Below are 21,987 nucleotides of genomic sequence, written 5' to 3'. Positions count from 1 at the left end.
TTCTGGGCCTTCGCCTACAACACCGCCGCCCTCCCCCTCGCCGCCACCGGCCTCCTCAACCCCATGATCGCCGGAGCCGCCATGGCCTTCTCCTCGGTGTTCGTGGTCGGCAACAGCCTGCGACTGCGCAGGTTCCGGGCAGCCTGACGGGGCCGGAGCCGATCAGTTTCCGAGAAGCCCCGGCGGCCGTCCCGTCCCTACGATCGAGAGCGACGGAGAACGGGAAACGGGAGGACCGGCCATGGCGGAGAAGCACGAGGGTTTCACGGCGGACGAGCGCGCGGCGATGAAGGAGCGCGCCAAGGAGCTGAAGGCGGAGTCCAAGCGGGCGTCCGCGGCGGCGAAGGCGGCCGAGGCGGAGAAGGACCTGCTGGAGAAGATCGAGGAGATGCCGGAGGCGGACCGGGTGCTCGCCCGGCGCTTCCACCGGATCGTCACCGAGGTCGCGCCGCAGCTGGCTCCGAAGACCTGGTACGGCATGCCCGCGTACAACAACGCGGACGGCAAGCCGGTGTGCTTCTTCCAGAGCGCCGCCAAGTTCAAGTCCCGCTACGCGATGATCGGCTTCAGCGACAACGCCAAGCTGGACGACGGCGCGATGTGGCCGACCTACTTCGCGATCGCCGAGCTGGGCGAGGCGGAGGCGGCCCGGATCGGCGAGCTGGTCGAGCGCGCGGCCTCCTGACCGACCGACGGCGGCGCCGTGGCGCGGGCCCGTCCCGCTACCCCTGGTACGCGCGCAGGGTGCGCAGGGCGGCCAGGGTGACGCCCGGGCGGGCCTCGTTCTCGGTGGCGGCGGACCAGCGGGCCCAGGTGATCGGCCAGCCGCCGTCGGGGAGTTGGGCCGCGGCGAGGTGGTCGAGGCCGCGTTCGGTCTCGGCGTCGGTGAACCAGGCCCGGGCCAGGCTGTCCGGGGTGGGCGCGTAGTCGTGCGGGAGGTGGAACTCGCCGGGCGCGTAGCCGGGGGCGAGCCGGACCTGCTCGGGGCGGGCCGGGTCGAGCAGGACCAGCCGCTGCCGACGCACCGACTCGCCCAGCCGGGCGGCCTGTTCGGCGGCCCAGGCGCGGTCGGGGGCGGCGTCCAGGAAGCCGACGGCGGTGATCACCTCGTACGGGTGGGTCCGGCCGATCGCCTCGATCGCGCGGCGGCAGAAGTCCGCCGCGCCGGTCAGCCAGGGGTGGCGCAGCCCGGCCCGGAGCAGCGGGGCGGCGATCTGGCCGGTGGCGAGCAGGTCGGCGGGCGGGTCGTCGGCGACCGGCAGGAAGGGCGGGTGCGGGTAGCGGCGCAGGCTGGGCAGGACCGCCGGGACGCCGCCGTCCGGGGTGGTCGTCGTGGCGGCCCAGTCGCAGAGTTCGGTGCCGCGCGGGCCGGCCAGGGCGTCCGCCTCGGCGAGGATCCGGGCCGCGGCGCCGGCGGCCAGCGGCTGGGCGGCGGGCCCGCGGACGTCGGGTTCCAGCCCGTACGCCCAGCCGCCGCCGGGCGCGCGGTAGGCGTCCAGGGCGGCGAGGACGCCCGCCGGGTCGGGGGCGTCGCCGAACAGGTGGGCGAAGCGCCGCTGTTCGAGGACCCGGCCGGCCGTCCACAGGTAGCCGGCCGCCCGGTCGATCGTGCCGTCGTCGATGCGTGCCATGGGCCGACCGTACGGGGCGGGAGAAATTTCGGCGCGGACCGATGAGTTCCGCCGGTGCGCCCCGTCCTTTCCTGTGACGGCAGCACGCGGCGTGCGGCGCGGCGAGCGCGGCACGCGGAACGGACGGAGCGACGGGATGAGCGTCAAGGGACCGGCCAGTTACTTCCCCTCCATCGAGCAGAAGTACGGGCGTCCGATCGCCGAGTGGCAGCGGTTGATCACCGACTCGCCGCTCACCAGGCACATGGAACTGGTGGCCTGGCTGAAGACCGAGTACGGACTGGGCCACGGCCACGCCAACGCGCTGGTCGCGCACACCCTCGCCGCCGCGGCGGGTGAGCGGTGAACACCCGGCGGGGAGACGGCACGACCGCGTACGTGACCTCCGCCGACGGCACCCGGATCGCCCACCAGGCCGTGGGGGACGGCCCGGCCGTGGTCGTCGTGGACGGGGCGCTGTGCCACCGCGCGTTCGGGCCGTCGGGCGGGATCGCGGCCGAACTCGCCGTGGAGCACCGGGTGTTCAGCTACGACCGGCGCGGGCGCGGGGAGAGCGGCGCGGGCGGGCCGTACGCCGTGCGGCGGGAGGTGGAGGACCTGGCGGCGGTCGTCGCCGCGGCGGGCGGCCGGGCGACGCTGCTGGGCCTGTCCTCCGGCGCGGCGCTCGCCCTGCGGGCGGCGGGGGCGGGCATCGGGGTGGAGCGGGTGGTGGCGTACGAGCCGCCGTTCAGCACCTCGCCGGAGCAGCTCGCCCGGTTCGCGGCGTACCGGGCGGGCGTCGAGGCGGACGTCACCGCGGGCCGGCCGGGCGACGCGGTAGCCCGGTTCATGGCCCTCGTCGGCTCCCCCGGGGAGCTGGTCGAGCAGCTGCGGCGGTCACCGGCCTGGCCGGCCTTCGAGGCGGTGGCCCCGACCCTGGTCAACGACGCGGAGGTGCTGGACGGGACGGCGGGCGCGCCGGTGCCCGCCGGACTGCTGGCCGCGCTGCCGGTGCCGGTGCTGGTGGCCGACGGCGGGCTCAGCCCCGCGCCGCTGCGCGACGCCGCCGCCGCGACGGCCGCCGCCGCGGGCGCGGAGTACCGCACCCTGGCGGGGCAGACCCACGAGGTCGCGCCCGAGGCGCTGGGGCCGCTGGTGGCCGAGTTCATCGCCCGCAGCTGAGGCCGGGGGCGGGAGCGAGCCGCGAGGCGGGTCCGGGATCGGGCTGGGGCGCGGGACGCGAGTCGGCGGGGCGACCACCGGCTCCGGGAAGCCCTCGGGACCGCCCCCGCGCAGCGGGATGGGCACCGCCAGGGACGGAAGCGAGCCGGGGCCGAGGCGGGTCCGGGGCCGCGCGGGACGCGAGTCGGCGGGGCGGCCACCGCTGCCGGGACGTCCTCGGGACCGCCCCCGCGCGGCGGGGCGGGCACCGCCCGGGGCGGGTCGGAAAGGCGCTGCGACGGTTTCCCCGCCCCTGCTACGGTCGGGGCGAATCCACCCGCTCCACCCGTTCCACCCGCCGCAACCCCCGTAACCAGAGGAGAACCGACTCCGATGCATGATGCCCGCGTCCTGATCGACCTGGGGGACGAAGCCGTCCGGCTCCTGGCACGTCGCGGCTACCGGCTCGACCTGTCCGCGCTGGAGGCGCTGCAGTCCCGCCGCAACAGCGGCATCCAGGCCGGTGACGAGCTGCGGGCCCGCTCGAAGCAGGTCGCCCAGGAGGTGCAGCGCACCGCGAAGCAGGGCGGGGACGTCACCGGGCTGAAGGAGACCGCCCGCGCGCTGAAGGAGCAGGTGCAGCAGAACGAGGCGGAGCTGGAGCAGGTCCAGCAGGAGCTGACCGACCTGCTGCTGACCGTCCCCAACCTGCCCGACGACGAGGCCCCCGACGGCTTCTCCGACGAGGACGCCCGCGAGCTGCGCCGGGTCGGCGAGCCGCAGCGCTTCGACTTCGCGCCCAAGGACCACGTCGACCTCGGCGAGGCCATGGGCATCATGGACTTCGGCCGGGCCACCAAGCTGTCCGGCTCGCGCTTCAGCGTGCTGCGCGGGGCCGGTGCCGCCCTGGAGCGGGCGATCGTCGCCCTGCTGCTGGACGTGCACACCCGCCGGCACGGGTACGTCGAGCACTCGGTGCCGTACCTGGTCAACCGGCGCACCATGACCGGCACCGGGCAGCTGCCGAAGTTCGAGGAGGACCTGTTCCTGACCGGCGTCGCGGACCGGGACCTGTTCCTGATCCCGACCGCCGAGGTCCCGCTGACCAACCTGTACGCGGACGAGATCGTCCCGCCGGCCGAGCTGCCGCTGGCGCTCACCGCGCACACGCCGTGCTTCCGCTCGGAGGCCGGCTCGTACGGGCGCGACACCCGCGGGCTGATCCGGCTGCACCAGTTCTCGAAGGTGGAGATGGTGCGGATCTGCGCCGCCGAGCAGGCCCGGGAGCAGATGCTGCTGATGGTCTCGCACGCCGAGTCCTGCCTCCAGGAGCTCGAACTCTCCTACCGCGTCGTCACGCTGGCGGCCGGTGACACCGGTTTCTCCGCGCGCCTGACGTACGACCTGGAGGTGTGGCTGCCCAGCCAGGACACCTACCGGGAGATCTCCTCGGTGTCGGACTTCGGCACCTTCCAGGGCCGCCGGGCCGGCATCCGCACCCGGGACGAGAAGGGGAAGCCGACGCCGGCCGCCACCGTCAACGGCTCGGGCCTGCCGCTGGGCCGGACCATCGCGGCGGTGCTGGAGCAGCACCAGCAGGCCGACGGCTCGGTGCTGCTGCCGAAGGCGCTGCGCCCCTACCTGGGCTTCGCCCGGATCGCGGCCGACGGCACGCCCGTCGAGGAGTAGCAGCACCACGGGGAACGGGGGGCGCGCGGCGGACTGCCGCGCGCCACCCGTGCGTTCGGGCCCGACCGCGCGTTCGGGCCCACCCGTGCGGCGTCCGGCGGGTGCTGCCCAGGGATGCGGCGCGCCGGGCGGGGTAGCTGACGTGACGTTACCGTCGGTGGCATGGGAGAGGCGGCGAAGGTGGCGGGGCAGGCGAAGGCGGTGTGGCTGGCGCGGGCGGGGATCGGGTGCGGGCTGGCGGCGGTGCTGCTGCTGGCCGCCGGGGCCGGGCTGCGCGGGGCGCTGGTGGTGGCGGTCGGGGTGGTCGCGCTGGCGCTGATGGCGGTCGGGGTGTGGTGGGCGCTGTCGCGGCGCGGGCCGCTGCGCTGGCTGGGGGTGCTGCTGGCGGTGGCGGCCCCGGTGGGCGCGGTGCTGCTGGTGGTGGTGACCGTGGGCGGCGGCAGCTGGCCGTGGGTGCTGGGCGCGGTGGCGCTGTGGGCGGTGGGCCTGCTGCTGTCCCGGGCGGCGCTGCGCTCGGCCCGGCACACGAGGGAGATGCCGGAGCGGGAGGTCGAGGCGCCGCGCAGGCCCGTGCTGATCATGAACCCGAAGTCCGGCGGCGGGAAGGTGGCGGAGTTCCACCTCGCGGAGCGGGCCCGGGAGCTGGGCGCGGAGGTCGTCCTGCTGGACCCGGAGGCCCACCAGGACGTCACCGAGCTGGCCGAACGGGCCGTCGCGGACGGCGCCGACCTGCTGGGCGTGGCGGGCGGTGACGGCACCCAGGCGCTGGTCGCGCAGGTCGCGGCCCGGCACGGGCTGCCGTTCCTGGTGATCTCCGCGGGCACCCGCAACCACTTCGCGCTGGACCTCGGCCTGGACCGCGACGACCCGGCGCGCTGCCTGGACGCGCTGACCGACGGCGTGGAGCTGCGGGTCGACCTCGGCGAGGTCGCGGGCCGGGCCTTCGTCAACAACGTCTCGTTCGGCACCTACGCGGAGATCGTGCAGAACCCCGAGTACCGGGACGCGAAGGCCGCCACCGTCCTGGCGATGCTGCCGGACCTGCTGGTCGGCTACACGGGCGCGAAGCTCGCCGCCGAGGCCGGCGGACAGCGGCTGGAGCGCCCGCAGGCCGTCCTGGTCAGCAACAACCCGTACGACGCGGGCAACCTGATCGAGCCCGGGCGGCGCTCCCGGATGGACCGGGGCGCGCTGGGCGTGCTCGGCGTCAAGGTGGACGGCGCGGCCCAGGCCGCCGACCTGGCGCTGCGCGGTACGAATGCGGAGGGGGTGACGGTGCTGGTCGGCCGCGAGGTGCGGGTGACCGCGGACGTGCCGACCATCCCCGTCGCGGTGGACGGCGAGGCACTGGAACTGGAGGTGCCGGTGCGCTGCGTGATCCGCCCCGGTGCGCTGCGGGTCCGGGTGCCGCGCGACCGGCCGGGCACGGCAGTCCCGGTACCGGCCTTGAAATGGAGCCGGCTGGCGCACCTCGCGTCGGGCCGGACGGATGCGAACGGTGGTGTGCAGTGAAGGCGTTGACGCGGTGGGTGCTGGCGGGAGAGCGCGTGGTGGCGGACTTCTCGGCGGTGGACGAGGCGGTGTACGTCGCGGTGGCGGCGACCCCGACACCGACCCTGGACGAGCGGCTGCGGCAGCTGTCCACGGCGGCGAACCACTCCAAGATCTCGATCGCGGTGGCCTGCGGGATGGCCCTGGTGCCGGGGCGCCCGCGCCGGGCCGCGCTGGTCGGCCTCGGCTCGGTGGCGGCGGCCTCGGCGGCGGCGAACCTGCTCGGCAAGTCGCTGGCCCGGCGGCCGCGGCCCGACCGGGTGCGCGGGAAGGTCCCGGAGGCCCGGCACGTGCCGATGCCGGAGTCGGCGTCCTTCCCGTCCGGGCACACCGCCTCCGCGTTCGCCTTCGCCACCGGGGTCTCCTCCCAACTGCCCTGGGCGGCGGCGCCGCTCGGCCTGCTCGCCGCGACGGTCGGCTACTCCCGGGTGCACACGGGCGTCCACTACCCGGGCGACGTGATCGCGGGCGCCCTGCTGGGCACCGTCGCGGGCAGCGTGGTCGCGGGCCTCGACGGGTGGATCCCGGGGGCGTTCCGGCCGCGCGGTTAGGGCTCGCCGCTCGCCGCTCCCCCGCGCCCTGCCCACCCTCCCCGCGCCCGCTCCCGCCACCGGGTCAGCGGGCCGCGGGGAGGGTGAGCAGCACGGTGGTGCCGCCGCCCGGGGTGTCCTCCAGGTCGAGGGTGCCGCCCATCGCCTCGGTGAGGCCCCGGGAGAGGGCCAGGCCGAGGCCGGTGCCGGTGGTGTTGTCGGTGTCGCCCAGGCGCTGGAAGGGCAGGAAGACCCGGTCGCGGTCGGCCGGGGGGATGCCGGGGCCGCGGTCGACCACCCGGATCTCGACCTGGTCGGCGTGGCTGGAGGCGGCGACCAGGACGGGGACGCCCGGCGGGGTGTGGCGCAGGGCGTTGGCGATCACGTTGCCGAGGACGCGGGCGAGCAGCGGCGGGTCGGCGAGGACCGGCGGGACGCCGTCGGTGGCGGCGGTGACCGGGGCGGCGGCGGCCGGGGTGGCGGCGCCGGGTTCGGCGAGGGCGTCGAGGGCGGCGGGCAGGACCTCGTCCAGGCGGGCGGGGCGCAGGTGCGCGGTGAGGGCGCCGGCCCGGAGGCGGCTGAGGTCGAGCAGGTCGTCGACCAGGCGGGCGAGCCGGTGCAGGGACTCGTCGGCGAGGTCGAGCAGTTCGGCCCGGTCCGCCGCCGAGAAGTCGACGTCGGGGCTGCGCAGCGAGCCGACCGAGGCGAGGGCGGCGGCCAGCGGGGTGCGCAGGTCGTGGCCGACGGCGGTGAGCAGGGCGGTGCGCATCCGGTCGGCGGCGCGGATCGGTTCGAGCTCGGCGGCGGCGGTGGCCAGCCGGTCGCGTTCGAGGGCGGCGGCGAGGTGGGCGCCGAACGCGGCGAGGACGCGCTGGTCGGTGTCGGGCAGCCGGCGCCCGGTGAGGACCAGCACGGCGTCCGCGCCGACGCCGAACTCGGTGGCCTCCGCGGCGGTGTCGGGAGCTGCGGTGCCGGGAGCCGCGGCGGTGCCGGGAGCCGCGGTGTCGTCGGCCGCGGTGTCGTCGGCCGCGGTGCCGTCGGCAGCGGTGCCGTCGGCGCGGGCGAGGACCTCGCCGGTGGCGCGGTCGAGCAGGGCGGCGGAGTCCAGGCCGAACGAGGTGCGGGTGCGTTCCAGCAGGTCGGGGACGGCGTCGGTGCCGCGCAGCACGGAGCCGGCCAGGGTGGAGAGCGTCTCGGCCTCGGCGGTGGCGCGGGCCGCCCGGGCGGTCTGCCGTCCGGCGTGGTCGACCACGGTGGAGACGCAGAGCGCGACGGCGGCGAACACCGCGAGCGCGATGAGGTTGTTGGCCTCGCCGATGGTGAAGGTGTGCACCGGCGGGATGAAGTAGTAGTTCAGCAGCAGCGCGGCGGTCAGCGAGGCCAGCAGCGCGGAGAGCGCGCCGCCGAGCAGCGCGACGGCCACCACGCCGAGTTGGAGGGCCAGCGCGTCGGTGGTGAGGTTCAGCGCGGTGTGCGCCCGGGCGAGCCCGGCGGTCAGCAGCGCGGGCACGGCGAGCCCGGCGGCGTACCCGGTGAGGGTGCGGCGGCGGGAGTGGCGGCGGCCCAGCGCGGGCAGCCGGCCGCGGCCGGTGAAGGCGTGGGGGACCAGGTGGACGTCGATGTCGGCGGAGCGGGCGACGGTGGTCTCGCCGATGCCGGGGCCGGTGAGGAAGCGGGCGGTCCGGCCGCGCCGGCTGGTGCCGAGGACGAGCTGGGTGGCGTTCCGGGCCCGGGCGAAGGCCAGCAGCGCCGCGGGGATGTCGTCGCCGACCACCACGTGGTAGCTGCCGCCGAGGGACTCCACCAGCTGCCGCTGCTCGGCGAGCCGGGCCGGGGAGGCGCCGGCCAGGCCGTCGCTGCGGGTGACGTGCACGGCGAGCAGGTCGCCGCCCGCGGCCCGGTCCGCGATCCGGGCGGCGCGGCGGATCAGGGTGACGCCCTCGGGGCCGCCGGTGAGCGCGGCCACGACCCGTTCGCGGGTCTCCCAGACCCGGTCGATGCGGTGGGCGGCGCGGTAGTCGCGCAGTCCCTCGTCGACCCGGTCGGCCAGCCAGAGCAGGGCGAGTTCGCGCAGCGCGGTCAGGTTGCCGACCCGGAAGTAGTGGGCGAGCGCCGCGTCGACCTGCTCGGCCCGGTACACGTTGCCGTGGGCGAGGCGGCGGCGCAGGGCCTGCGGGGCCATGTCGACCAGTTCGATCTGGTCGGCGCGGCGCACCACCGCGTCGGGGACGGTCTCGCGCTGCGGGACGCCGGTGATCTGCTGGACGACGTCGTTGAGCGACTCCAGGTGCTGGATGTTGACGGTGGTGACCACGTCGATGCCCGCCGCGAGCAGTTCCTCGACGTCCTGCCAGCGCTTGGCGTGCCGCCCGCCGGGGACGTTGGCGTGGGCGAGCTCGTCGACCAGGGCGAGTTCGGGACGGCGCGCCAGCAGCGCGTCCAGGTCGAGTTCGGCGAACCCGGCGCCGCGGTGGCGCCGCACGGCGGGCGGGAGCCGTTCCAGGCCGTCGAGCAGGCGGGCGGTGCGCGGGCGGTCGTGGGTGTCCAGCCAGCCGACCACCACGTCGGTGCCGCGCTCCCGGCGGCGGTGCGCCTCGTCCAGCATCCGGTAGGTCTTGCCGACGCCGGGGGCGGCGCCGAGGTAGACCCGCAGCCGGCCGCGCCGGCGGCCCTCGGGGTGCGGCCCGGGGTCAGCGGTCATGGCGGCTCCTCTCGGCGGCGGGGGTCGGTGGCGGTCAGCGGGGACGCGGCGGGTCGGCCCGGACGGGGGAGCGTCCGGGCCGACCGGTACAGGAGACTGACGGGTCGTCACTTGACGGCGGCGACCGCCAGGTTGAGCCGGAGGACGTTGACGCCGGGCTGGCCGAGGAAGCCGAGCGAGCGGCCGTCGGTGCACTCGCCGATCAGCTTCCGCAGGGTGTCGGCGGGGATGCCGCGGGCGGCGGCGACCCGGTCGACCTGCTCCCGGGCGTAGGCGACCGAGATGTGCGGGTCGAGTCCGGAGCCGGAGGCGGTCAGCGCGTCCGGCGGGACGTCGGCCGGGTCGACGCCGTCGAAGGCGGCGACGGCGGCCCGGCGCTCCTCGACGGCCTTCAGCAGGTCGGCGCTGTTCGGGCCGAGGTTGGACGCGCCGGAGGCGGCCGGGTCGTAGCCGCCGGCGGACGGGCGGGGCTGGAACCACTTCGGGTCCGGCCGGGCCGGGTCGTCCTCGCCCGCCTTCGGCAGGTCGAAGGACTGGCCGAGCAGGCTGGAGCCGACCGGCCTGCCGTCGGACTCGACGATCGAGCCGTCGGCCTTGGCGGCGAAGGCGAGTCGGCCGATGCCGGTGACCAGCAGGGGGTAGGCGAGGCCGAGGATCACGGTCATCACCAGCAGCATCCGCAGTGCGGTGAGGTGGGTGCGCACGATGGTGGGCATGGGTCTGGCCTCTCTCAGCTCAGGCCGGGGATGAACCGGACGATCAGGTCGATCGCCTTGATGCCGACGAAGGGGACGATCAGGCCGCCGATCCCGTAGATCCCGATGTTCCGGGAAAGCAGCGAACTGGCACCGCTGGGGCGGTACTTGACGCCGCGCAGGGCGAGCGGGATCAGGCCGACGATGACCAGGGCGTTGAAGACGACCGCCGAGGTGATCGCGGACTGCGGGCTGTGCAGGCCCATGACGTTGAGGTGGCTCAGGCCCGGGTAGACCCCGGCGAACATCGCCGGGATGATCGCGAAGTACTTGGCCACGTCGTTGGCGATCGAGAAGGTCGTCAACGCGCCCCGGGTGATCAGCAGTTGCTTGCCGATCTCGACGATCTCGATCAGCTTGGTGGGGTTGGAGTCGAGGTCCACCATGTTGCCGGCCTCCTTGGCCGCCATGGTGCCGGTGTTCATCGCCACGCCGACGTCGGCCTGGGCGAGCGCCGGGGCGTCGTTGGTGCCGTCGCCGGTCATCGCCACCAGCTTGCCGCCCTCCTGCTCCGTGCGGATCAGGGCCAGCTTGTCCTCGGGCGTGGCCTCGGCGAGGAAGTCGTCCACGCCCGCCTCCTCGGCGATGGCCCGGGCGGTCAGCGGGTTGTCGCCGGTGATCATCACGGTCCTGATGCCCATCCGGCGGAGCTCCTCGAAGCGCTCCCGCATGCCCTCCTTGACCACGTCCTTGAGGTGGATCACGCCGAGCACCCGGGCGGGGGCGGCCCCGAGCCTGGCGGCGACGACGAGCGGGGTGCCGCCGGCCGAGGCGATCGCGTCGACCAGCGCGGAGACCTCGGTGCCGACGCCGCCGCCGTTCTCGCGCACCCAGTGGGACACCGCGCCCGCCGCGCCCTTGCGGACCTGGTGGACGCCGTCGGCCTCGGCCAGGTCGACGCCCGACATCCGGGTCCGCGCGGTGAACGGCACCCAGGTGGCGTGCGTCAACTCGCCCTGGGCGCGGGCCCGCAGGCCGTGCGCCGTCTTGGCGAGCACCACGATCGAGCGGCCCTCCGGGGTCTCGTCGGCGAGCGAGGAGAGCTGCGCGGCGTCCGCCAGCTCCTCGGCCGTCACGCCGGACGCGGGGCGGAACTCGGCGGCCTGCCGGTTGCCGAGCGTGATGGTGCCGGTCTTGTCCAGCAGCAGCGTGTTGACGTCGCCCGCGGCCTCCACGGCCCGGCCGGACATCGCCAGCACGTTGCGCTGCACCAGGCGGTCCATGCCCGCGATGCCGATCGCCGAGAGCAGCGCGCCGATGGTGGTCGGGATCAGGGCCACGATCAGCGCCACCAGCACGATGGTCGGCTGCGGGGCCCCGGCGTAGGCGGCCATCGGCTGGAGGGTGACCACGGCGATCAGGAAGACGACGGTCAGCGAGGCCAGCAGGATGTTCAGCGCGATCTCGTTCGGCGTCCTCTGCCGGGACGCGCCCTCCACCAGGGCGATCATCCGGTCGATGAAGGTCTTGCCCGGCTCGGCGGAGATCCGCACCACGATCCGGTCGGACAGCACCCGGGTGCCGCCGGTCACCGCGCTGCGGTCGCCGCCGGACTCCCGGATCACCGGCGCGGACTCGCCGGTGATCGCCGACTCGTCCACCGACGCGACGCCCTCCACCACGTCGCCGTCGCCCGGGACGACCTGCCCGGCCTCGACCACCACGTGGTCGCCCAACTTCAGCGCGGTGCCCGGGACCTCCTCCTCCGTCCGGGCGGCGGGCCAGCCGGTGAGCCGGCGCGCCACGGTGCCGGACTTGGCACGGCGCAGCGTGTCGGCCTGCGCCTTGCCGCGGCCCTCGGCGACCGCCTCCGCCAGGTTGGCGAAGACCGTGGTCAGCCAGAGCCAGCCGGTGATCGCCCAGCCGAAGACGGACGGGTCGGCGATCGCGGCGACGGTGGTGACCACCGAGCCGACCTCGACCACGAACATCACCGGGTTCTTCACCATCACCCGGGGGTCGAGCTTGCGCACCGCGTCGGGCAGCGCGGCGAGCAGCTGTTTCGGATCGAGCAGGCCGGCCGCGGCCCGGTGCGGGGCGGGTTCAACAGTGCTGGTGGACATCAGTGGAGACCTTCTGCGATCGGCCCGAGGGCCAGGGCCGGGAAGTAGGTGAGGCCGACGACGATCAGGATCACGCTCGACAGCAGGCCGACGAACAGCGGCCTGTGCGTGGGCAGCGTGCCCGCACCCGCCGGGACGGGCCGCTGCCTGGCCAGCGAGCCGGCCAGCGCGAGGACGAACACCACCGGCAGGAACCGGCCGAACACCATCGCCAGGCCCAGCGCCGTGTCGTACCAGGTGGTGTTCACCGTGATGCCGGCGAACGCCGAACCGTTGTTGTTCGCGGCCGAGGTGAACGCGTACAGCACCTCGGAGAAGCCGTGCGCGCCGTCGTTCAGCATCCCGGCCCGCTCGCCGGGCAGCGCGATCGCGGTGCCCGCGCCGATCAGCACGATCGCCGGGGTGGTGAGGATGTACAGCGAGGCGAACTTCATCTCCCGGCCGCCGAGCTTCTTGCCCAGGTACTCGGGGGTGCGGCCGACCATCAGGCCCGCCACGAACACCGCCACGATCGCCAGCACCAGCATCCCGTACAGGCCGGAGCCGGTGCCGCCGGGCGCGATCTCGCCGAGCATCATGTCGAAGACGGTCAGCCCGCCGCCGAGCGGCGTGAACGAGTCGTGGAAGGAGTTGACCGCGCCGGTCGAGGTGAGCGTGGTGGACGCCGCGAACAGGCCGGAGGCCGCGATGCCGAACCGCTGCTCCTTGCCCTCCATCGCCGCGCCGGCCGCCTGGAGCGCGCTGCCGGAGTGCTGGTGCTCGAAGAAGGTGACCAGGGCCGCCGAGGCCACCCAGAACAGCGCCATCACGGAGACGATCGCGTAGCCCTGGCGGTGGTCGCCGACCATGGTGCCGAAGGTGCGCGGCAGCGCGAAGGCGATCACCAGCAGCAGGAACACCTCGACCAGGTTGGTGAAGCCGGTCGGGTTCTCGAACGGGTGCGCCGAGTTGGCGTTGTAGAAGCCGCCGCCGTTGGTGCCCAGCAGCTTGATGACCTCCTGCGAGGCCACCGGCCCGCCGGGGATCGGCTGCGAGCCGCCGGTGAGGGTGGTCACCTCGTGGAAGCCGTGGAAGTTCTGCACCACGCCGCCGGCCACCAGCACCAGCGCGAAGAGGACCGCGAGCGGCAGCAGCAGCCGCAGCGAGATCCGGGTCAGGTCGACCCAGAAGTTGCCGACCCGGTCGGTGCGGTGACGGGTGAAGCCGCGGATCAGCGCGGCCACCACCGCGATGCCGACCGCCGCCGAGACGAAGTTCTGCACCGCCAGCCCGGCCATCTGCACCAGGTGGCCCATCGCGGCCTCGCCGCTGTACGACTGCCAGTTGGTGTTGGTGGTGAACGAGACCGCGGTGTTCCACGCCTGGTGCGCGTCCATCTCGGGCACGCCCAGGCTCAGCAGCAGGTGCGTCTGGAGCCGGATCAGCCCGTACAGGAACAGCACCGACAGCACCGAGAACGCCAGCACCGAGCGCAGGTACACCGGCCAGCGCTGGTCGGCGTCGGCGTCGACGCCGACCACCCGGTACAGCGCCTTCTCGGCTCTCAGGTGGCGGGCGGAGGTCAGCAGCCCGGCGATGTGGTCGCCGAGCGGGCGGTAGCACAGGGCCAGCGCGCCGACCAGGGCGATGGCCTGCAGCCACCCGGCAGGAGTGGGGCCCATGTCAGAACTTCTCCGGGTGGATCAGCGCGAGGACGAGGTACCCGACCAGCGCGGCGGCGACGAGGAGACCCGCTATGTGCTCGGCGCTCACAGCTTCTCCACCCCCCGGGCGATCAGGGCGATGACGGCGAACACGGCGGCCGTGACACCGACGTAGAGCAGGTCTGACATGGCATCCACCAGGGTGGCTCGGAACGGTGGCCGACGCTTTCGCCGACACCCCGAGCCAAGCAGCGGAACCGGCCGTCCCCGCCGTTCCTGACGCGCCCCATACGGCCGCCCGGGCCGCCTTGACGCCGCCTTGACGGCTCCCGGCGCCGCCCGGGCCCCGCGCCCCGGCGGCTCCCGCTACTCCGCGAAGGGCGGGGCCAGCTCGGTGAGGGCCGCGCCGAGCGGGCGGTCGATCCGGATGTCGGCGAGGTCGTCGCCGCGGGTGGTGCCGCGGGTCACGATGGCCACCGGCTTGCCGGTCCTGGCGGCGTGCCGGACGAAGCGCAGGCCGGAGAGCACCGCCAGCGAGGAGCCGAGGACCAGCAGGGCGCGACCCTCGTCGACCAGGCGGTAGCAGTGCTCGACCCGGTCCTTGGGGACGCTCTCGCCGAAGAACACCACGTCCGGCTTGAGCACGCCGCCGCAGGCGGTGCAGGGCGCGACGGTGAACGAGGCGACCAGGTCGTCCGGCAGCTCGACGTCGCCGTCCGGGTTGATCCGCGAACCGGCGTCCCGGAAGGCCGGGTTGAGCGCGGCGAGGCGCTCGTCGAGGGCGGTGCGGGCGGTGACGGCGCCGCAGTCGAGGCAGACGACGCGGTCGAGGCCGCCGTGCAGTTCGACGGCGTCGGCGGTGCCCGCGGCGCGGTGCAGGCCGTCCACGTTCTGGGTGATCACGGCCGAGACCCGGCCGGTGTCGCGCAGCCGGGCCACCGCGAGGTGCCCGGCGTTCGGGCGGGCCCGGGCGATCACCGCCCGGCCGGCGTGGCTGCGCGCCCAGTAGCGGCGCCGGGCCGGCTCCCCCGCGACGAACTCCTGGTACGTCATCGGCGCCCGGTTCCGGCGGACGCCGTCCGGCCCGCGGTAGTCCGGGATGCCGGACTCGGTGGACAGTCCGGCCCCGCTCAGCACCACCACGCCGCCGCCGGCCAGCAGCCGGGCCAGCGCGGGCAGTCCGTCCTCGTGCACGCTCATGCCGTCCATTGTGGAACGCCCGCGCCGGAACCGGCGGAGAGCGGCGGAGACCGGGGGCGGAACCCGGCGGCCCAGGCAGTACCCCCACGCACCGCCCGGGCCGCCCCGGGTGCGGACGCTCCGGCCCCCACAGCCCGAACTTCCGCTGCCTCCTTTGTACTTCGATCCACCGCCCGGGCAGAAGAAGCGCACGGATCTTTCTCGGGAGCGCTTCCACACCCCGGCCGCACGCCGGGCCCCGCCCGAGCCCCCACCGATGCCGCCCGCGCCCCGGGCCCGCGCTCCCCCGCACCCGCACCCGCCGCCGCTCGTCGTCCCGCCCGGGCGCTCACCGGGGGGGGAGGACGAGGGGGCGACGGTCAGGGCGCAGTGGCGGGAACCACGCGCGGGTGGTGGTCGGCGCGGACGGTCCGCCGGGCGGCCCGGCGGCCGCTGCGGCAGGCGGCCAGGCGCCCGCCGGGCGGGGTGGCGGTCCGTCCGGTGGTGGCGCCCGGCCCGGCGAGTGCCGCGCTGGCCGCGGCGGTCGGCGGCCCGGACGACCTGCTGCTGCTCGACGCGGACGGTCCACCGGGCGGTCCGGCCGCGCTGCGGCGGGCGGTACCGGAGGCGGCGGCCCGGGGCGCGGTGCTGGTGCCGCTGCCGACCGGACGACCGGACGACCGGACGACCGGACGACCGGACGACCGCCGAACGACGCGACGGCCCGGCGGCTGCTGGACGCAGCGCTGCGGCAAGCGGCCGGGCGCCGCCGGGCGGGGTGGCGGTCCGTCCGGCGGTGGCGCCCGGCCCGGCAGGTACTGCACCGGCGGCGGCGGTCGGCGGCCCGGACGACCGCCACCGCCACCACCGCCGCCACGGCCTGCCGCACCTGCGCGGCACCCGTACCGCGCACCACCGCCGTCCCCGCTGGCCGCGCCACCCCGGTCCGTCGCCCCGGACCCCGTCCGGCGGGCCGCCATCCGGGCAGAGTGAATCGTCAACTCGCCTGTGAAGCAAGCGAGTTGACTGGCGGCCCGGAAGCGGTTTGATTGGTGCCGGACAGAGCCCTCAGCACCACCCCGGGAGCGCCACCATGCACGTCACGCTGTTCCGCCAGGTCCGCCCGTTCGGCGGACCGGTCACCGACCTGGTCGCCGTGGACGGCGTCCTGGCGGCCGGGCCGCCCGCGGGTGCCCGTCCGGTGGTGGTGGAGGGCGGCGGCCGGATCGCGCTGCCGACCCTGGTGGACGCCCACCTGCACCCGGACAAGACCAGCTGGGGCGAGCCCTGGTACAGCCGCCGCCCGGCGCACGGCCTGCCGGAGTACGTGGCCGGTGACGTCGAGCTGGCCGCGCACCAGCGGTCCCCGGTCGGCGTGCGCGCGCACCGCCTGCTCGCCCACGCGGTGACCCGCGGCACCCGCGCCGTGCGCGCGCACGTGGACGTCGCCCCCGCGTACGGCCTGGCCGGGGCGACCGGTCTGCGCGAGGCCGCCGAGCGGCTGGCCGGGAAGCTGGACGTGCAGTCGGTGGCGTTCCCGCAGCACGGCGTGGTGCGCGCCCCGGGCACGGCGGAGCTGCTGACCGCCGCGGCCCGCGAGGGCCTGGTGGACGCGGTCGGCGGCATCGACCCGGCCGGGTTCGACGGCGGCGGCGCGGACGGCCGCGAGCAGTTCGACCTGCTGTTCGGCCTGGCCGAGCGGTACGGCGTGCTGCTGGACGTGCACCTGCACGACCTCGGGGCCACCGGCCTGGACCCGCTGCGCGCGCTCGCCGCCCGGACGGTCGCCGCCGGGCTGCGCGGCCAGGTGACGGTCAGCCACGTGTTCTGCCTGGCCGAGCTGTCCGCCGCCGAACTCGACCGCACCGCCGACCTGTTGGCGGACGCCGGGATCGCGCTGACCACGGTCGCGCCGTCCGCGCACCAGGTGCTGCCGTTCCGCGCGCTGCGCTCGCGCGGGGTGCGGGTCGGCCTCGGCTCGGACGGCGTCCGGGACTCCTGGAGCCCGTACGGCAACGCCGACATGCTGCACCGGGCGCACCTGCTGGGCTGGACCACCGACGCCCGCACCGACCGGGAGCTGACCGACTGCCTGGAGCTGGCCGCGCACGGCGGCGCCGAGCTGTTGGGCCTGCCCAGGGCCGACCTGGTGCCCGGCTCCCCCGCCGACTTCCTGCTGGTGGACGGCGAGTGCGTCCCGCAGGTGGTGGTCGACCTGCCGCCGCGCGAGCTGGTGGTGAAGGCCGGCCGGGTGGTCGCCGAGCACGGCGCGCTGGTCGCCTGACACCCGCCGCGACGGCGGTGGCCGCCCGCCCGGAGCCGCCATCGCCACGCCCGGAGCCACCGCCCCGCCCGGAGCCGCCGCCGGAGCCGGGGCCCCGCCCGGAGCCGCCGCCGGAGCCGGGGCCGCGCCCGGAGCCGCCGCCGGAGCACGCCGCGGCGGCGGTGACCGCCCTCGCGCCGGGGCCGCCACCGCCGTCCGCGGGCCCGCTCAGTCGCGTTCGACGTCGACCTCGGTCAGCCGGGCGAACCGCTCCGGGTCGGTGCGCCGGATCCGCCGGGCGACCAGCCAGCCGGCCGCCGCGACCACCGGCAGCGGCACCAGCAGCAGCCAGTTGACCAGCCCGGTGCGCCCGGTCAGCAGGTCGAAGTTGAACAGCGCGAGCACGCTGAGCACGGCCAGCCCGGCCGCCGCCAGCAGCGGCGCCCAGACCACCCGGAACGCGGACATCCCGCGCCGGTCGGTGCGGAAGAACGCGAACACCGCGACCGCCGCCAGCGCCTGCATCACCATGATCCCGAGCACGCCGACGCTGTTCGACCAGAGCAGCACCACCAGGTACGGGTCGACCGCGAGCACCGCGCCCAGCCCGATCACCAGCGCGTTGAACACCGACTGCACCAGCACCGCCGTCCCCGGCGAGCCGGTCCGCGGCGAGACCCGCCCGAGCGGGCGCGGCAGCAGGCCCTCGCGGCCCAGCGCGTACAGGTAGCGGGCGGCGGCGTTGTGGAAGGCCAGCGCGGAGGCGAACGCCGAGACGATGATCAGCACGTGCATGGTGTCCGACAGCCAGAGGCCGACGAAGCGCTCGGCGGCCCGGAAGGTCAGGTCGGGGCCGCCGTCGGCGCGGGCCTGGGCCACCGCCTCGTCGGTGCCGTACGCGCCCATCACGATCCAGGTGCCCAGGGCGTAGAACACCGCCAGGAAGCCGATCGCGACGAAGGTGGCGCGCGGCACGGTGCGGGCCGGGTCGCGGACCTCCTCGGCGTAGATCGCGGTCGCCTCGAAGCCGGTGAAGGCGCCGATCACCAGCACGAACATGCCCGCCACCCCGGCCTGCGTGAGCAGCGACGGGTCGAAGGAGACCGGGTCGAGCGCGGCCGTCCCCCGGTCGGCCAGCACCCCGCCCTCCATCAGCAGCAGCGACAGCACCTCCAGCACCAGTGCCACGCCCAGCACCTTCGCCGACAGCGTGACCTTCAGCCAGCCGAGCACGCCGACCACCAGCACGCACGCCCCGGACAGCAGCCACCACGGCACGTGCGCGCCGGTCCGCTGCTCGATGTGCCCGGCCGCGAAGTAGCCGAACGCGGCGGCCACGCCCGGGGTGATCAGGTTGTAGCTGACCACCGCCACGTAGGCGGTGACCACGCCGAGGGTGCGCCCCAGCCCGCGCGCCACGTACGCGTAGAACGCGCCCGCGTTGCGCACGTACCGGCTCATCGCGGTGAACCCGGCGGCGAACAGGACCAGCAGCGCGCCCGAGATCAGGTACGCGGCCGGCGCGGACGCCCCGCCCACCCCGATCGCGAACGGGGCGATCCCGGCCAGCACGGTCAGCGGCGCGGCGGCGGCGACCACGAAGAACACCAGGTCGGTGGTGCCGATCAGGCCCTTGGCCAGCCGGCCGGACGGGTCGGGCGAGCCGGGCGGTCCGGGCGGCTCGGCCGGGGCGGACGCCCGGGCGGCGGAGGAGCTGAGGGTCATGGTGGGGGTTCCTTCCGGGGTGCTGCGCAGGTGCGTGGGGGTGACTGCGGCACGGGGTGACCGCGTTACTGCGAGGGGCCGCCGAGGCGGTCCAGGACGGTGCGGCCGCGGTGCAGCACCAGCAGCCGTTCGGGGTGCGCGGCGACGGCCTCGGGCACCGAGCCCGCGGCGACGGCCACCAGGTTCGCGGGCCGCCCGACGGCGATCCCGTACTCCGCGACGCCCAGCGCCCGGGCGGCGTGGCCGGTGGCGAACTCCGCCGCCAGCGCGAGGTCCTGATCGGTCATCAGCTCGCCCTGGAGCCCGATGACCGTGGTCCGCTCCAGCATGTCGCCGGTGCCGTACGGCCACCACGCGTCGCGGACGTTGTCGGAGCCGGCGAACACCAGCACGCCCAGTTCGTGCAGCGGCTTCACCGGCGGCATGCTCCGGGCCGGGCCGTTGGTCATCACCGCCACCCCGGCCGCCGCCAGCGCCCCGGCGGTCCGGGCCAGCTCGGGCCCGGCCAGCTGCCCCAGGCAGTACGCGTGGCTGACCGCGACCTTCCCGCCCAGGCCCAGCGCCGCCGTCCGGTCGGCGATCGCCCGCAGCTGCGCCGCGCCGGCCTCGCCGCCGTCGTGCAGGTGGATGTCGACGCCCGCGCCGTGCCGCTCGGCCAGGCCGAACACCACGTCCAGCTGGCCGTCCGCGTCCCGGTCGAAGCCGAACGGGTCCAGCCCGCCGATCAGTTCGGCGCCCTCCCGCAGCGCCGCGTCCAGCAGCCGCGCCACCCCGGGCTCGGCCACCACGCCGCTCTGCGGGAACGCCACCAGCTGCACGTCGATCAGCTCCCGGACCCGCTCGCGCGCCTCCAGCACCGCGTGCAGGTGGTCCAGCCCGGTGTCCGGGTCGACGTCCACGTGCGAGCGGACGAAGCCGGTGCCGAGCGCGGCCATCCGGCGGGCCAGCGCCTCCGCCCGGTCGGCCACCGGCGTCCGCCGGGCCACCTCGCGGCGCAGCGCCCGCTCGGCGGCGATCTGCTCGCGCAGGGTGGACGTCGGGCGGTGCGGCTGCCAGGGCGCGCCGAGGAAGGTCTTGTCCAGGTGGGCGTGCCCGTCGATCAGCGCGGGCAGCAGCAGCGCCCCGTCCAGCGCGACCTCGCCGGTCCCCGGCTCGACCCGCTCGCGCCCGGCCGGGGCGGGGGTGAGCGCGGCGATCCGGCCGTCCGCGATCCGCAGGTCGGCCCGGGAGCCGTCCGGGAGGGTGGCGTCCAGCAGCAGCTGCGGCCCTGGCGGGAGGGTGGTCACGGGTGGGCTCCTGGGCTCGTCGGGGGCGGTGAGCGGCCAAGCTATCTGGTATACCGAATACCAGACAAGGGGGGAGCCGGAACCCATCTGGAATGATCTGGTCCACTGCCCGCTCCGTCCGCCCGCTTCCGCCTGGAGCCCCCCGATGACCGACACCCTCGGCGACGCCCACCAGTCGCTGGCGGACCTCGTCTACGTCCAGCTGCGCGAGCGGATCATCGAGGGCGAGTACCCCGCCGGGCAGCGCCTGGTCGAACGCGAACTCGCCGACGGCATGGGCGTTTCGCGGATACCGGTCCGCGAGGCCATGCAGCGCCTCGAACGCGAGGGCTTCCTCACCGTCCAGGCCCGCCGCGGCGCCGTCGTCGCCGACTTCGGCCCCGCCGAGGCCGAGCACTTCTTCGCCGTCCGCGAGTCCCTCGAAGCCCTCGCCGCCAGCCTCGCCGCCCGGCACGCCACCCCCGCCGGCATCCGCGGCCTCGAACGCGTCCTGGCCCGCACCCGCAAGGCCGCCACGGCCGGCCGGCTGCGCGAGACGGTCAGCCTGAACGCCGACTTCCACCGCGAGATCGTCGAACTCTCCGGCAACCCGCTGCTGCGCGACATGATGGCCCCGCTCGACGGCCGGCTGCGCCGCCTGTTCCGGCTCACCTCCGACGTCGAGACCAGCCTCCCGATGTGCACCGAGCACCAGCAGCTGCTCGACGCCATCAAGGCCCGCGACCCGGAGACCGCCGCCGCCCTCGCCCGCCACCACGTCGCCGGCACCCGCGCCTTCGCCCGCCAGGCCCTCGGCGGGTAGCCCGCCGAGGACGGGAAACGCCCACCCGAACTGCGCGAATGGCCGCGTGGGCCCCACCTCGGCACACCCCCTCCTCATATGATCGGAGCGACATGCGTCATCCTTGGTGGTGAGTAGCACTGCCCAGACACCAGCAGGAGGAAGCTCGTGGACGACGTTCTGCGGCGCGCCGCGCTGTTCGCGGCACTCGACGACGACCAGGCTGCCGAGCTCCGCGCTTCCATGACCGAGGTGACGCTCGCCCGCGGCGAGTCGCTGTTCCACGAGGGCGACCCGGGCGACCGGCTCTACGTCGTGGTCGAGGGCAAGGTCAAGCTGCACCGGGCCTCCCCCGACGGTCGCGAGAACATGCTCGCCGTGCTCGGCCCCTCCGAGATGATCGGCGAGCTCTCGCTCTTCGACCCGGGCCCGCGCACCGCCACCGCCACCGCCCTCACCGAGGTCAAGCTCCTCGGCCTCGGCCACGGCGACCTGCTCCCGCTGCTGCACGCCCGCCCCGAGGTCTCCATCGCCCTGCTGCGCGCCATCGCCCGCCGCCTGCGCCGCACCAACGACGTGATGTCCGACCTGGTCTTCTCCGACGTGCCCGGCCGGGTCGCCAAGGCCCTGCTCGACCTCTCGCGCCGCTTCGGCGTCCAGTCCGACGAGGGCATCCACGTCGCGCACGACCTCACCCAGGAGGAGCTCGCCCAGCTGGTCGGCGCCTCCCGCGAGACGGTCAACAAGGCGCTCGCCGACTTCGCCGGCCGCGGCTGGCTCAAGCTGGAGGCCCGCGCGGTCGTCCTGCTCGACGTCGAGCGGCTCTCCCGCCGCTCGCGCTAGCCGCGCGCACCCGGACGCGGAGCGAGGCCGCGACGGACGGCAGGTTCACCTGCCCCCGTCGCGGCCTCGCGGTGCGTCGGCCCCGGGTTCCGCGGCGCCCGCTGGACGCGGCGCCCGCTAGGCCCTGTCCGGTCGATCTTGTCGGATCAGCGCGCGGCGTCGGGGGCCCGGCTGGGAGTGCCGGCGGAACGCCCTCGTACTGGATGT

General features: G+C 75.6%; 18 protein-coding genes. 9 read left to right on the top strand and 9 right to left on the bottom strand.

From position 1 onward, the window contains the following. The first annotated feature begins 241 nt into the window (after positions 1-241). A complete protein-coding gene (locus ACIQVD_RS33915) occupies positions 242-685 on the top strand; it encodes an iron chaperone (protein WP_100837519.1) in 444 nt (147 codons plus the stop codon). A 37-nt stretch (positions 686-722) separates the two neighbouring features. On the opposite strand, the gene ACIQVD_RS33910 is transcribed toward ACIQVD_RS33915, so the two are convergent. Continuing rightward, positions 723-1,631: a hypothetical protein gene (locus ACIQVD_RS33910; RefSeq protein WP_402292700.1), complete on the bottom strand. Its 909-nt coding sequence runs from the start codon at positions 1,629-1,631 to the stop codon at positions 723-725. 136 nt (positions 1,632-1,767) lie between these two features. On the opposite strand from ACIQVD_RS33910, the gene ACIQVD_RS33905 reads away from it, so the two are divergent. From ACIQVD_RS33905 to ACIQVD_RS33885, 5 genes are all read left to right on the top strand, one after another. Next, positions 1,768-1,977 carry a DUF4287 domain-containing protein gene (locus ACIQVD_RS33905; protein WP_400683721.1) on the top strand — a complete coding sequence of 70 codons (210 nt, stop codon included), beginning with the start codon at positions 1,768-1,770 and terminating at the stop codon, positions 1,975-1,977. Between the two features lie 32 nt (positions 1,978-2,009). Next, positions 2,010-2,792: an alpha/beta fold hydrolase gene (locus tag ACIQVD_RS33900; RefSeq protein ID WP_402292699.1), complete on the top strand. Its 783-nt coding sequence runs from the start codon at positions 2,010-2,012 to the stop codon at positions 2,790-2,792. Positions 2,793-3,164: 372 nt separating this feature from the next. Then, positions 3,165-4,460: a serine--tRNA ligase gene (gene serS / locus ACIQVD_RS33895; RefSeq protein WP_402292698.1), complete on the top strand. Its 1,296-nt coding sequence runs from the start codon at positions 3,165-3,167 to the stop codon at positions 4,458-4,460. Positions 4,461-4,622: 162 nt separating this feature from the next. Further along, positions 4,623-5,972, top strand: coding sequence for a diacylglycerol/lipid kinase family protein (locus ACIQVD_RS33890; RefSeq protein WP_402292697.1), 1,350 nt, complete (start codon positions 4,623-4,625; stop codon positions 5,970-5,972). Further along, the gene (locus ACIQVD_RS33885; protein WP_400683711.1) at positions 5,969-6,562 is read left to right on the top strand and encodes a phosphatase PAP2 family protein; all 594 of its coding nucleotides are present in this window, start codon (positions 5,969-5,971) and stop codon (positions 6,560-6,562) included. The genes ACIQVD_RS33890 and ACIQVD_RS33885 overlap by 4 nt, the downstream gene beginning before the upstream one ends. Before the next feature lie 64 nt (positions 6,563-6,626). On the opposite strand, the gene ACIQVD_RS33880 is transcribed toward ACIQVD_RS33885, so the two are convergent. The 6 genes from ACIQVD_RS33880 to ACIQVD_RS33855 form a co-directional block, all read right to left on the bottom strand. Further along, on the bottom strand, positions 6,627-9,242 hold the full coding sequence (locus ACIQVD_RS33880; protein ID WP_402292696.1) for an ATP-binding protein: 2,616 nt from the start codon (positions 9,240-9,242) through the stop codon (positions 6,627-6,629). Between the two features lie 107 nt (positions 9,243-9,349). Then, positions 9,350-9,958 (bottom strand): potassium-transporting ATPase subunit KdpC, encoded by a 609-nt coding sequence (gene kdpC / locus ACIQVD_RS33875; protein WP_402292695.1) that lies wholly within the window; start codon positions 9,956-9,958, stop codon positions 9,350-9,352. Between the two features lie 14 nt (positions 9,959-9,972). After that, the gene (gene kdpB / locus ACIQVD_RS33870) at positions 9,973-12,060 is read right to left on the bottom strand and encodes a potassium-transporting ATPase subunit KdpB (protein ID WP_400683704.1); all 2,088 of its coding nucleotides are present in this window, start codon (positions 12,058-12,060) and stop codon (positions 9,973-9,975) included. Beyond that, a complete protein-coding gene (kdpA, locus tag ACIQVD_RS33865; protein WP_400683701.1) occupies positions 12,060-13,721 on the bottom strand; it encodes a potassium-transporting ATPase subunit KdpA in 1,662 nt (553 codons plus the stop codon). Before kdpA ends, kdpB begins: the two co-directional genes overlap by 1 nt. Before the next feature lies 1 nt (position 13,722). Further along, positions 13,723-13,812, bottom strand: coding sequence for a K(+)-transporting ATPase subunit F (kdpF, locus tag ACIQVD_RS33860; protein ID WP_014136735.1), 90 nt, complete (start codon positions 13,810-13,812; stop codon positions 13,723-13,725). Between the two features lie 257 nt (positions 13,813-14,069). Further along, positions 14,070-14,912 carry an NAD-dependent protein deacetylase gene (locus ACIQVD_RS33855; RefSeq protein WP_402292694.1) on the bottom strand — a complete coding sequence of 281 codons (843 nt, stop codon included), beginning with the start codon at positions 14,910-14,912 and terminating at the stop codon, positions 14,070-14,072. A gap of 1,015 nt (positions 14,913-15,927) precedes the next feature. Here ACIQVD_RS33855 and ACIQVD_RS33850 point away from each other — a divergent pair. Further along, on the top strand, positions 15,928-17,166 hold the full coding sequence (locus tag ACIQVD_RS33850; protein WP_402292693.1) for an amidohydrolase: 1,239 nt from the start codon (positions 15,928-15,930) through the stop codon (positions 17,164-17,166). Positions 17,167-17,373: 207 nt separating this feature from the next. Here the strand turns inward: ACIQVD_RS33850 and ACIQVD_RS33845 are convergent, their stop codons facing one another. Together ACIQVD_RS33845 and ACIQVD_RS33840 are read right to left on the bottom strand one after the other, a co-directional pair. Next, the gene (locus tag ACIQVD_RS33845) at positions 17,374-18,870 is read right to left on the bottom strand and encodes an APC family permease (protein WP_402292692.1); all 1,497 of its coding nucleotides are present in this window, start codon (positions 18,868-18,870) and stop codon (positions 17,374-17,376) included. Positions 18,871-18,935: 65 nt separating this feature from the next. Next, complete coding sequence (locus ACIQVD_RS33840; protein WP_402292691.1) at positions 18,936-20,156, bottom strand: amidohydrolase family protein; 1,221 nt, start codon at positions 20,154-20,156, stop codon at positions 18,936-18,938. Between the two features lie 145 nt (positions 20,157-20,301). Between ACIQVD_RS33840 and ACIQVD_RS33835 the strand changes: the two genes are divergently transcribed. Both ACIQVD_RS33835 and ACIQVD_RS33830 read left to right on the top strand, forming a co-directional pair. Next, on the top strand, positions 20,302-20,958 hold the full coding sequence (locus ACIQVD_RS33835) for a GntR family transcriptional regulator (RefSeq protein ID WP_402292690.1): 657 nt from the start codon (positions 20,302-20,304) through the stop codon (positions 20,956-20,958). A 147-nt stretch (positions 20,959-21,105) separates the two neighbouring features. Beyond that, a complete protein-coding gene (locus ACIQVD_RS33830) occupies positions 21,106-21,780 on the top strand; it encodes a Crp/Fnr family transcriptional regulator (RefSeq protein WP_014136744.1) in 675 nt (224 codons plus the stop codon). Positions 21,781-21,987 lie beyond the last annotated feature (207 nt).

Origin of the sequence: Kitasatospora sp. NPDC090308, assembly GCF_044769485.1 — a bacterium.
In the GTDB taxonomy this organism is placed as follows: domain Bacteria; phylum Actinomycetota; class Actinomycetes; order Streptomycetales; family Streptomycetaceae; genus Kitasatospora; species Kitasatospora fiedleri.
This window is presented reverse-complemented; position numbering and strand designations above follow the sequence as displayed.

Coding starts and splice junctions, on each gene's coding strand:
- ACIQVD_RS33915 (WP_100837519.1), top strand. CDS start 242: ATGGCGGAGAAGCACGAGGGTTTCACGGCGGACGAGCGCGCGGCGATG.
- ACIQVD_RS33910 (WP_402292700.1), bottom strand. CDS start 1,631: ATGGCACGCATCGACGACGGCACGATCGACCGGGCGGCCGGCTACCTG.
- ACIQVD_RS33905 (WP_400683721.1), top strand. CDS start 1,768: ATGAGCGTCAAGGGACCGGCCAGTTACTTCCCCTCCATCGAGCAGAAG.
- serS (WP_402292698.1), top strand. CDS start 3,165: ATGCATGATGCCCGCGTCCTGATCGACCTGGGGGACGAAGCCGTCCGG.
- ACIQVD_RS33890 (WP_402292697.1), top strand. CDS start 4,623: ATGGGAGAGGCGGCGAAGGTGGCGGGGCAGGCGAAGGCGGTGTGGCTG.
- ACIQVD_RS33880 (WP_402292696.1), bottom strand. CDS start 9,242: ATGACCGCTGACCCCGGGCCGCACCCCGAGGGCCGCCGGCGCGGCCGG.
- kdpC (WP_402292695.1), bottom strand. CDS start 9,958: ATGCCCACCATCGTGCGCACCCACCTCACCGCACTGCGGATGCTGCTG.
- kdpB (WP_400683704.1), bottom strand. CDS start 12,060: ATGTCCACCAGCACTGTTGAACCCGCCCCGCACCGGGCCGCGGCCGGC.
- kdpA (WP_400683701.1), bottom strand. CDS start 13,721: ATGGGCCCCACTCCTGCCGGGTGGCTGCAGGCCATCGCCCTGGTCGGC.
- ACIQVD_RS33855 (WP_402292694.1), bottom strand. CDS start 14,912: ATGGACGGCATGAGCGTGCACGAGGACGGACTGCCCGCGCTGGCCCGG.
- ACIQVD_RS33845 (WP_402292692.1), bottom strand. CDS start 18,870: ATGACCCTCAGCTCCTCCGCCGCCCGGGCGTCCGCCCCGGCCGAGCCG.
- ACIQVD_RS33835 (WP_402292690.1), top strand. CDS start 20,302: ATGACCGACACCCTCGGCGACGCCCACCAGTCGCTGGCGGACCTCGTC.